At 45.3% G+C, this 10,459-nt stretch carries 10 protein-coding genes; all 10 read right to left on the bottom strand.

Annotation, left to right across the window (positions count from 1 at the left end; translation table 11 throughout):
* Nucleotides 1-32 precede the first annotated feature (32 nt).
* Nucleotides 33-677, bottom strand: a complete 645-nt coding sequence (locus BFW96_RS19515; protein WP_041521333.1) for a thiamine diphosphokinase — start codon at nt 675-677, stop codon at nt 33-35.
* Nucleotides 678-753: 76 nt separating this feature from the next.
* The gene (rpe, locus tag BFW96_RS19520; protein ID WP_069840339.1) at nt 754-1,404 is read right to left on the bottom strand and encodes a ribulose-phosphate 3-epimerase; all 651 of its coding nucleotides are present in this window, start codon (nt 1,402-1,404) and stop codon (nt 754-756) included.
* Between the two features lie 4 nt (nt 1,405-1,408).
* Complete coding sequence (gene rsgA, locus BFW96_RS19525; RefSeq protein WP_069840340.1) at nt 1,409-2,305, bottom strand: ribosome small subunit-dependent GTPase A; 897 nt, start codon at nt 2,303-2,305, stop codon at nt 1,409-1,411.
* A 14-nt stretch (nt 2,306-2,319) separates the two neighbouring features.
* The gene (gene prkC, locus BFW96_RS19530) at nt 2,320-4,266 is read right to left on the bottom strand and encodes a serine/threonine protein kinase PrkC (protein WP_069840341.1); all 1,947 of its coding nucleotides are present in this window, start codon (nt 4,264-4,266) and stop codon (nt 2,320-2,322) included.
* Nucleotides 4,260-5,024 carry a protein-serine/threonine phosphatase PrpC gene (gene prpC / locus BFW96_RS19535; RefSeq protein WP_069840342.1) on the bottom strand — a complete coding sequence of 255 codons (765 nt, stop codon included), beginning with the start codon at nt 5,022-5,024 and terminating at the stop codon, nt 4,260-4,262. Before prpC ends, prkC begins: the two co-directional genes overlap by 7 nt.
* A gap of 6 nt (nt 5,025-5,030) precedes the next feature.
* On the bottom strand, nt 5,031-6,122 hold the full coding sequence (gene rlmN / locus BFW96_RS19540; protein ID WP_014663932.1) for a dual-specificity RNA methyltransferase RlmN: 1,092 nt from the start codon (nt 6,120-6,122) through the stop codon (nt 5,031-5,033).
* 3 nt (nt 6,123-6,125) lie between these two features.
* Nucleotides 6,126-7,469: a 16S rRNA (cytosine(967)-C(5))-methyltransferase RsmB gene (gene rsmB, locus BFW96_RS19545; protein WP_069840343.1), complete on the bottom strand. Its 1,344-nt coding sequence runs from the start codon at nt 7,467-7,469 to the stop codon at nt 6,126-6,128.
* Nucleotides 7,456-8,409, bottom strand: a complete 954-nt coding sequence (gene fmt, locus BFW96_RS19550; protein WP_069840344.1) for a methionyl-tRNA formyltransferase — start codon at nt 8,407-8,409, stop codon at nt 7,456-7,458. Before fmt ends, rsmB begins: the two co-directional genes overlap by 14 nt.
* A gap of 4 nt (nt 8,410-8,413) precedes the next feature.
* Nucleotides 8,414-8,896 (bottom strand): peptide deformylase, encoded by a 483-nt coding sequence (gene def / locus BFW96_RS19555; RefSeq protein ID WP_040083192.1) that lies wholly within the window; start codon nt 8,894-8,896, stop codon nt 8,414-8,416.
* Nucleotides 8,897-8,922: 26 nt separating this feature from the next.
* On the bottom strand, nt 8,923-10,459 hold a 1,537-nt coding region (priA, locus tag BFW96_RS19560; protein ID WP_069840347.1), incomplete at its 5' end, for a primosomal protein N'.

Consider the following 10,459-nt stretch of genomic DNA (forward strand, 5'->3'; position numbering starts at 1 on the left):
ATTGTTTTCAGCAAATGAATGAAAGCACATGCTTAATCCGTGCTTCTTATCATTATTAATATGCCTTTTGCAAACGAAAAAGTACCTCGTGAATGAATGAGTTCGTTACTAATACATAGTGTTGAACCGAGCGTAATATGACAATTATTTAGAGGATATTTAAAACCAGTCAGAGTCAGCTCATGTATTTCTTCGGAAAACGGTATGAAGGAGATATATCGCTTATTTTCATCCTTCTCAATATCATATTCACCAGGAGGGAACATTTGAATATGATTTTGTTTGTCTATCAGCCTAATTTTTATGTTCGTTTTTACACCTCTAAACAGAAGCTGAATGTTTCCTAAAAAATGATCAGCTCTGCCGCCTGTAATGCCGAAAATCTGAATGATATCCGGATGCTTTTCCAGCGCCCAATCAAGGGCGAGGTCTAAATCTGTTTGATCTTTTTCTGCTTGATACACATGAAGGGCGGGAGCGGCTTGTTCTATCCGCCGGCGTTCTTGTTCTGTTATGCTGTCAAAATCTCCGAAGGCTTCAACAGGAATGATCCCGGCATCTAAAAGAGTGACGGTGCCTTTGTCAACACCAATCCAAAGCGCGTGTTCATCCGAATAGCCGGTTAGATCGGGAATGAGATTATTCGGGCCTCCCGCAACGATATTAATTGTTTTCATCTCTGATTCCTTTCTCTGCATACAGGAAAAAGAGCTTAGGCTACTGTATGCCCAGCTCTTTTCTAAAGCTGTTTATTTATTTTCCTCTGATTTCAGAAATTGCTTTTTTGCGGTCAGACTGGCCATAAACAGCTGAACCGGCTACGAGTAAATTCGCGCCCGCTTCAATAACTAGCGGAGCGGTTTCTTTGTTGACGCCGCCGTCTACTTCAATTAACAGATCTTTTTTTCCTTTTTCATCCGCCATTCGCTTAACCTCTTTTATTTTAGGAAGGACTGAATGAATAAATTTCTGTCCGCCGAACCCTGGGTTCACCGTCATTAATAGAACAAGGTCGAGATCATCGAAAACATGCTCGATGACTTGTACAGGAGTATGCGGGTTTAGAACAACACCGGCCTTCACTCCTTGCTCTTTAATAAGCTGGATGGTACGGTGCAGGTGCGGACATGCCTCAGCATGCACAGACAGGATATCTGCGCCGGCTTTCGCAAAAGCTGGGATATAGCGATCGGGCTCTTCTATCATTAAATGAACATCGAGCGGCAGATCCGTTACCGGCCGGACTGCTTCTACAATCAGCGGACCGATTGTGATATTCGGGACAAAATGGCCGTCCATAACATCAATATGAATATAATCAGCTCCGCCTTTTTCTACATCTTTAATCTCATTGCCTAAAGAAGCAAAATCAGCGGAAAGAATAGATGGTGCAACCTTTATCATTATGCTAATACCTCGGCTTTCTGTCTTTAATCTCCGTCATAAATTCAACATAATGGTCATAGCGGTACTGCTTTATTTCACCGTCTTCAACAGCTTGTTTCACCGCACATTTCGGCTCTTTTAGATGTAAACAGCCTCTAAATTTGCATGAAGCGCTTTTTTCTCTTATATCTGGGAAGGTATAGCCCAGTTCTTCTTCCTCAATGTCTGTAAATTCAAGCGAGCTGAATCCCGGCGTATCCGCAACCAAGCCTCCGGACGTGTGTATCAGCTCCACGTGGCGGGTTGTGTGTTTCCCGCGGCCCAAATGCTCGGAAATCTCGTTTGTTCTCAATCCGAGCTCGGGACTGATCGCGTTGAGAAGCGAGGATTTTCCAACACCGGATTGACCGGCAAATACCGTTGTTTTATCCTGAAAATGCGGGATGATGTCCGCTAAACTGTCTTGGTCCTTAGAGGAGGTAAGATACACGTTATAACCAATATTCCGATAGTCTTCTGCATAGGCTTGTATCATATCTTCTGTATCTTGATCATCAATCAGATCCATTTTAGTAATGCATATGATCGGCTGAATATCATTGGCTTCGACGAGAACCAGGAAGCGGTCGAGCAACGCCGTGCTGAAAGAAGGCTGAACCGCTGAGAAAACAAGGACCGCTTGATCAACATTGCAAATTGGCGGCCTGATAAGCTCATTGGTTCTTTCTTTGATTTCCATCAGATATCCTTCTTTGTCATTTTCAGCCTGATACACAACGTAATCACCGACGAGAGGAGTAATTTTGTTCTTTCTGAAAATGCCTCTCCCTCTGCATTGTATTACTTTATCTGAATCCTCTGATTCATCCAGTACATAGTAAAAGCCGCTTAGCGCCTTAATAATTTTGCCCTCAGGCATATTTTCCCTCCTTGTTATTCATCTTTTGGATACTCAATGGTTTTGTAGCTGACAACTTTATTGTTTACCATTACTTGATAGTACCCTTTTTGGCCGGGTTCAATCTTTAGTTCGATCGTTCGTTCAGTCGGCTCTTTTATCTTAAATTCTTCGTAAGTGTCAGAGATGCTGTGATCCGCATCGTCAACCGCGATTTGCACTTGAAGTTCGTCCCCTTCATTTTCTGGTTCATAGGGGATCTCGACCTTTTCTTTCACTGTTTTCGCAGGTTTTTTCTCAGGTCCTAGAGAGAATGTCACTTCCACTTCATTTCCCGGCTTTACTGCCGTACCTGCTGCTGGTTTTTGTTTGACAACCTGTCCTTCTGGAACATCATCTGAGTATGCTTCTTTTTCTACAAGCTTCAATCCGTTGTCTTCCAGATATCCAGACGCCGCTTCTTTACTGTAGGTTTTCAAGTCTCTAAGCGTAATGTCTTCGGGGCCGATACTGACTGTGAGTTTGACTTGATCTTCACTCGGGACAAGCTCAGTCCCTGCTGAAGGATTTTGGTCAATGACAGTGCCCGCGTTTTTCTCGTCATTCACTTCATTTACCGTTACATGTTTAAACCCTTGGTCCTTCAGCGCTTTTTTTGCCTGGTCGACCGTTTGGCCTGTCACATCACCGATCTCCGTTTTTGCTTTTCCGGTGCTCTTATAAAGGGTGACCGTGGCGCCTTCTTTGACTGTGGTTTCCGCTTTGGGATCCGTTTTTACCATCAGGCCCTCTTCAATTTTTTCGTCTGAGATTTCCAACACCTCGGAATCAACTTGTAAACCTTCTTTTTCCAAGAGGCCTGCTGCTTTTTCGTATTCCATTCCGGAGACATCAGGTATTTTGACATCCTTAGGCATAAAAAGCGACGGAAAAACAGTGACAGCAAGAATTCCAGCCGTGATAAAAACGAGGCATATCGTGAGCAAAACCCACGGCCACTTTTTTCTTTTGCCGTTTTTCTTTGTTTTGTTTTCTTGTGCGGTTGTCAATTCAGCTTCTTTTTCGCCAGCAGCTTTAGCGAGTTCTTCATCTTTAATGATCGGTATCGCTTTTGTCATCTCTTCATCTTCTTGAATCGTAAATCTCTTTTCATTGAGTCTGTCAGCATCAAAAGCGGTTTTTATGTCAGCTTCCATGTCTTCAGCCGTTTCGTAGCGATGAAAAGGGTCTTTGGCCGTTGCCTTTAGTATGATGTTTTCAACGCTTTGGGGGACTGACGGGTTCCACCTTCTAGTCGAAGGAGTTTCCGCTTGAAGATGCTTCAAGGCGATGCTGACTGCTGACTCTCCGTCAAACGGAATACGGCCCGTTAAAAGCTCAAATAGAACGATTCCAAGGGCATAAATATCCGATTTTTTTGTCGCTAAGCCGCCCCGGGCCTGTTCAGGTGATAAGTAGTGGACTGAGCCCAGGACAGAATTGGTATGGGTGATTGTGGTCGAACTTAATGCCGTCGCAATTCCAAAATCCGTTACTTTGATATTCCCCATGTGGTCAATCAAAATGTTATGCGGCTTGATATCTCTGTGAACAATCTGGTTTTGATGGGCATGAGCGATGGCTGAGACAATTTGCTCCATGATGTTCAGCGCTTCTTTAGGGTGAAGCGGCCCATTTGCTGTTATGTATTCTTTAAGCGTCATGCCTTCGACGTATTCCATGACAATATAATAAATATCATCTTCCTCGCCCAAGTCGTAAATGCTGACAATATTCGGGTGATCGAGGCTTGATGCGGATTGGGCTTCTCTGCGGAAACGCCTGATAAATTCATTGTCATTTGCATAGTCAAACCGCAGGATTTTGATCGCGACTTCACGGTCTAGAATAATATCCTCAGCTAAATACACGTTGGCCATTCCCCCGCCGCCTATGACGCGGAGAATTTGGTAACGCCCGCTGATCCGCTTGCCGATTAGCACTGATCTTCACCCTCTTCAACATGTAAAGCAAGCTCAAGCAAAACTGCTGTAATGTTGTCTTCTCCGCCATTCTGATTGGCTTTGTCCACAAGCAGGTTTACTTTTTCCTGAGGAGCTGAATCGCTTTGCAGGATGTCTTTTAACTCAGTGCCTTCCACTTTATTCGTTAGTCCGTCAGAACACAAAAGCAGTTTATCTCCGGGTTCGATGTCAAAGGAACGTGTGTCGATGCTGACTGACTGGTCTGTTCCAAGCGCCTTCGTCAACACATTTTTTCGCGGATGATGTTCAGCGTCTTCTCTGGAAATCTCTCCAGTACGAACCAGTTCATTTACAAGCGAATGGTCTTCTGTCACTTGAATGAAATCATCGTCCTGAAGCAAATAGCATCTGCTGTCACCGATATGGGCAACAGAAACCGTTTTTCCCGTAAATAGCGCACATACAATCGTCGTCCCCATGCCTTGGCATTCTTTGTGGGCTTGAGCGTGATCGTATATTTTGCTGTTTACTGAAAGAATCTGTTCAATAAGCCATTTTTCACATTCCGAGGGCGCTTGTGGAATTGTCTCTGCTTCATTCCATTTCTCCCCCATGGCTTTCACAGCCATCTTGCTCGCAACATCTCCAGCAAGATGGCCGCCCATGCCATCAGCGACAACCGCTAATACAAATTCATCTTTCCCCTTGAATATCCCCGCATCATCTTCATTATGCTGGCGGATTTTTCCTGTATCTGTTTTTAAGGCTGTTAACAACCCTCATCACCTCGTCTCGTCTTGACGCTCCTTCGCGCGAAGCTGACCGCAGGCTGCGTCAATATCATGTCCTTGCTCTCTTCGGATTGTGACATTTACTCCACGGGATTTCAATGTTTTTTCAAAAGCGAAAATCTGATCACGCGGTGTGCGCACATAGTCCCGTTCAGGCACGTAGTTTACCGGAATCAAGTTCACGTGGCATTTGACTCCTTCCAGCAAGTCGGCAAGCTCTTCGGCGTGTTCCACCTGGTCGTTTACGCCTCCAAACAGACCGTATTCAAAGCTGATGCGACGTCCCGTTTTATTAATATAATATTTAACGGCTTCCATGAGATCAGGCAGTTTATATGCTCTGTTAATCGGCATCAAGCGGCTTCTGATTTCTGTGTTCGGCGCGTGCAGGGAAATTGCAAAGTTAATCTGCATTTTCTGATCAGCAAATTCGTAAATTTTCGGGATGATTCCGCTCGTAGAGACCGTAATATGGCGAGCACCGATATTCAGGCCCTTGTCATGGTTAATAATTTTCAAGAAAGCGAGCATTTCGTTAAAGTTATCAAAAGGTTCACCGATTCCCATGATCACGACAGAGCTGACGCGTTCATCCGTTTCATCAAGAGCTTTTTGCACTTTAACTACTTGAGCGACAATTTCACCTGCTTCAAGGTTTCGTTTTAAGCCTCCAAGCGTTGACGCGCAGAATGTGCAGCCAATACGGCAGCCGACTTGTGTCGTTACACATACAGAATTGCCATACTCGTGTCTCATTAAAACGGTTTCGATGGTATAACCGTCATGAAGCTCAAACAAAAACTTCATCGTACCGTCTTGAGAGGTTTGTTTAACAGCCGTTTTCAGCGTTGTTAACACAAAGTGAGTGTTTAATTTCTCACGCAGATCCTTTGACAGGTTTGTCATTTCTTCAAAAGAAGATACGCGTTTTTCATATAGCCATTCAAAGATCTGAGCTGCCCGGAACGGTTTCTCCCCGTTGTCTGTCAGCCATTGTTTGATTTCATCTAATTCAAAAGAATAAATAGACGGACGCTCTGTCCGCAACTCTTTTCTTACTTTTGTTTTATTAAGTTCTGCCATTGCTTATCCCTTCTTTCTCATGCTGCAAATAAAGAAACCATCTGTTCCGAAATAATGAGGAAGGATTTGCAGCCTTCCATCCCGAACAAAGGGTCTCGCCTTTTCGGGCAGCCGCTTTTCAAGAGACAAATCGGGTTCAAAATCAGGATGTTCTTGTATAAACGCATGTATTACTTCATCATTTTCTGTCCGGTCCATTGTACACGTACTGTAGACAAGAGTGCCACCTTTTTTTACTAATGGTGCGATTTCCCTCAGGATCGACAGCTGGATTTCAGCTAGACGCGCGCTGTCATCAGGCTTTTTCGTGTATTTCATGTCCGGCTTTCTTCTGATAACGCCGAAACCAGAGCACGGGGCATCAACCAATATCCGGTCAAACTTTTCGTTTTCAAACGTTTCCCCTGCTTTTCTTGCATCCATTGTCTCCGCATGAATGATTGTCAGGCCAAGACGGTCTGCCGCTTCTTTGATCAACTTCACTTTATGTTTGTGAAGATCAAGCGACGTAACGCTCCCCTTGTTCTTCATTAATTCTGCGATATGAGCCGATTTGCCGCCAGGCGCCGCACACGCGTCAAGCACTGTTTCATCAGGCTTAGGATCAAGGGCGCGGGCGACGAGCATGGAGCTCTCATCCTGGATGGATACTTCGCCGTTTTGGAAGAAATGAGTTCCGGCAATTGATCCCTTTAAGAGCTTCACAGCATCCTCAGCGAGATCGCCTTTTTCAACTTCGATTCCCTCAGCAGCCATTTGATCAAGCAGCTCAGCTCTGTCTGCTTTCATTTGATTGACACGCAGCGTTTGCTTCGGCGGTATGAGGTGGATACGGCAAATCTTTTCAGCCGCGTCAAACCCATACGCATCCGCCCACTCTTTCACAAGCCATTCCGGATGGCTTGTTTCTGTCGCCAGCCGACGTACAGGATCTTCGATGGCGTCAAAGGATGGAACACCTTCGCGCTGGATAGAACGAAGCACGCCATTGACAAAAGAAGCAATGCCTTTGTGTCCGCGGATTTTAGCAATCTCAACCGCTTCATGGATGGCTGCCCTATCTGGAATCTTCTCCAAATATTCCATTTGATATAAGGATAGGCAAAGAAGCTGAATCACCCACGGCTTTACCTTTTGAGGCTTATTGATAAACGGTTTAAGCATATAATCAAGCGCGATTTTGTTTTGTAATGTCCCATAGACAAGTTCAGTCAAAAGCCCTCTGTCCTGATCACTCAGTTCATTTGATTTAATGACCGATTTCAGCAGCAGATTGCTGTATGCCTGGTTTTGTTCTAATTTGATGAGCGCTTCAAGGGCGATGTCACGAACACTAGTTTTTTTCATTATTTACTCCTAACACATCTCCGGCTTCAACATGAGCGCCCCGCACAAAGTCCTCGCCTTTCATGCGTTTTTTGCCGGCCGGCTGAAGCTCAGTTAATAACAGGGCCGTATCATTACCTGTGGAAACGATAATCCCTTCCTTTTCAACTGCAACGACTGTGCCGGGCTCAGCTGTTGTTGGTGCTAGTGTTTTTTTCGACGCCCACACTTTCAAGTTTTGTCCGTTTAGAGTTGTATAAGCAACAGGCCATGGATTTAATCCGCGGATCTGGTTGTAAAGCTCTTCGCCCGTTCTGGACCAGTCAAGCAGTTCTTGCTCTCTTTTGATATTAGGCGCGTACGTCGCTTTCTCTTCATCCTGCTTTTCGGGTGATATGCTGCCGGCAATGACGTTTGGAACCGTTTCAGACAATAGCTTCGCGCCAGCAACGCTTAATTTATCGTGCAGCGTTCCGACATTATCGGTTTCTTCAATGTCCACTTCCACTTTTGAGATCATGTCCCCGGCATCCAATTTTTCTACCATATACATAATGGTAACCCCGGTTTTCTTCTTTCCCTGCAAAATAGAGTAATGGATCGGAGCCCCGCCGCGCAGTTCCGGCAAAAGAGACGCGTGAACGTTAATGCAGCCGTATTTCGGGCTGTCGAGAAGCTCCTTAGGCAAAATTTGTCCGAATGCCGCCGTTACAATAAGGTCAGGTTTTAATGCCAGAACTTTTTCAATTTCTTCTTTCAATCTGACTTTTTCCGGCTGAAGAACCGGGATGCCGTGACGCAATGCCTCTTCCTTGACCGGAGGAGGTGTCATCACTTTTTTTCTGCCTTTCGGACGGTCCGGCTGTGTGACGACCCCCACTACTTCATATCCGTCCTCAATCAGGGTTCTTAAAACAGGAACTGAAAAATCCGGCGTTCCCATAAATACGATTCTCGTCATCAAATCATCCTTCCATATCCGCTAGTTCATCTTCTGTATAGTATTTACTGATTTTAGATGTAAACAGCACACCGTCTAAGTGGTCCATCTCGTGCTGCACAGCTCTCGCCAAAAAGCCTCGCGCTTCCAGAATGAACGGTTTTCCCTGACGGTTAAACGCACGCACTTTGACATAATCAGCACGTGTGACATCACCATAGACGCCAGGAAAGCTCAGGCATCCTTCAATTCCGGTTTGCTCACCGCTTTTCTCTAAAATTTCAGGATTAACGAGATCAATTCTGCCTCTGTCATCCCCGATATCTACGACAGCCACTCTTTTTAAGATGCCGATTTGCGGCGCTGCCAGTCCGACTCCATCCATTTCAAGCATGGTGTCGTACATATCATCAAGCAGTTTTCTTAGCTTTTTATCAAAAACAGTCACGCTTTCCGTCGGTGTTTCCAAAACCTCCGCCGGATGTGTGACGACCTTTTTTACTGCCAATTTGTTACCCTCCAAGACGTGAGATCTTACATCATCATATAAGGATTCATATCAATTGAAATCATTACATGCTTTTGTTCAATTTCGCGTTTATAATGTTCCAGTATCTTCTTCAATAAAGCGGATAACTGGGTTTCCTGTTTGTATTTTATCACGCATTGATAGCGATATCTATCTTTGATCCTGGCTATCGGCGACGCGCTTGGCCCGAGGATTTTCGTGTCAGCTCCGCAGTTTGCTTTCAAAAAAAGAGCAATTTTTTCAGCTGTAACCGCTGCTTTCGCCACTTCCTCATGAGAAACCGTCACAAGAGCCAAAAAGTAGTAGGGCGGATAGGATTGCTCTCTCCTATGCGCCATTTCATGCTGATAGAACGTTTCATAATCATGCGTTTTCGTCAGCTGGATACTGTAATGGGACGGTGTATACGTTTGAATGGTGACATGACCGGGCTTTTCATGCCTGCCTGCCCGGCCGCTGACTTGCGTTAACAGCTGAAATGTTTTTTCAGCCGATCTGAAATCAGGAATATGAAGTGTTGTATCGGCACTTAACACTCCAACAAGCGTGACATTCGGAAAATCAAGCCCTTTCGCGATCATTTGCGTTCCGAGAAGAATATCCGCTTTTCCTTCTCCGAAAGCTGACAGTAGTTTTTCATGGGCGCCTTTCCTTGATGTCGTATCAACATCCATCCGAATCACTCTCGCATTTGGCAGCACTTTTGTCAGCTCTTCCTCCACTCGCTGTGTTCCCGTTCCGAAAAAGCGGATATGCTCGCTTGCGCATTCAGGACAAGTATGCGGAACCGGCTCTTCATGTCCGCAATAATGACATTTCAGCCTTTGGCCGTAACGATGATACGTCATGGAAATGTCGCAGTGCGGACATTGCGGGACATAGCCGCAATCCCTGCACATCACAAAGGAAGAATAGCCTCTTTTATTTAAAAACAGCACCGCCTGCTCACCCTTGGCAATCGTTTCTTCAAGCTTTTCCATCAATTCAACAGAAAACATCGAGCGATTGCCGCTTCGAAGCTCCTCTCTCATATCGACAAGCGAAACCTCAGGCATCACTTGATGGTTAACGCGGTGCTTCAGTGAGAGAAGCTCGTACACGCCCTTTTGCGCCCGTGCATATGACTCTAATGTCGGCGTAGCACTCCCTAATACAACCGGGCAGCTGTGATGCTCAGCACGCTTGATTGCCACCTCTTTCGCGTGATAGCGCGGCATTTCTTCCTGTTTATAAGAAGACTCGTGCTCTTCATCGATGATAATCATTCCGAGATTTTCAAACGGAGCAAAAATTGCGGATCTGGCACCGACGACAAGCCGTACTTCCTTTCGATGGATTTTACGCCACTCGTCATATTTTTCCCCTGTGGATAAACCGCTGTGCATGACTGCCACCTTGGAGCCGAAGCGGCCCTTAAAGCGATTGACCATTTGCGGCGTCAGCGATATTTCCGGTACGAGGACGATGGCTTCTTTTCCTTTCGCCAGTACTTTTTCAATTGATTGCAGATAAATTTCCGTTTTTCCGCTGCCTGTCACGCCG

Origin of the sequence: Bacillus sp. F56 (assembly GCF_001748205.1) — a bacterium.
Taxonomy (GTDB): Bacteria; Bacillota; Bacilli; order Bacillales; family Bacillaceae; genus Bacillus; species Bacillus stercoris.

Bases quoted from the DNA above. Each gene is read 5' to 3' on its own strand.
- BFW96_RS19515 (WP_041521333.1), bottom strand. From the start codon at position 677: ATGAAAACAATTAATATCGTTGCGGGAGGCCCGAATAATCTCATTCCC.
- rpe (WP_069840339.1), bottom strand. From the start codon at position 1,404: ATGATAAAGGTTGCACCATCTATTCTTTCCGCTGATTTTGCTTCTTTA.
- rsgA (WP_069840340.1), bottom strand. From the start codon at position 2,305: ATGCCTGAGGGCAAAATTATTAAGGCGCTAAGCGGCTTTTACTATGTA.
- rlmN (WP_014663932.1), bottom strand. From the start codon at position 6,122: ATGGCAGAACTTAATAAAACAAAAGTAAGAAAAGAGTTGCGGACAGAG.
- rsmB (WP_069840343.1), bottom strand. From the start codon at position 7,469: ATGAAAAAAACTAGTGTTCGTGACATCGCCCTTGAAGCGCTCATCAAA.
- fmt (WP_069840344.1), bottom strand. From the start codon at position 8,409: ATGACGAGAATCGTATTTATGGGAACGCCGGATTTTTCAGTTCCTGTT.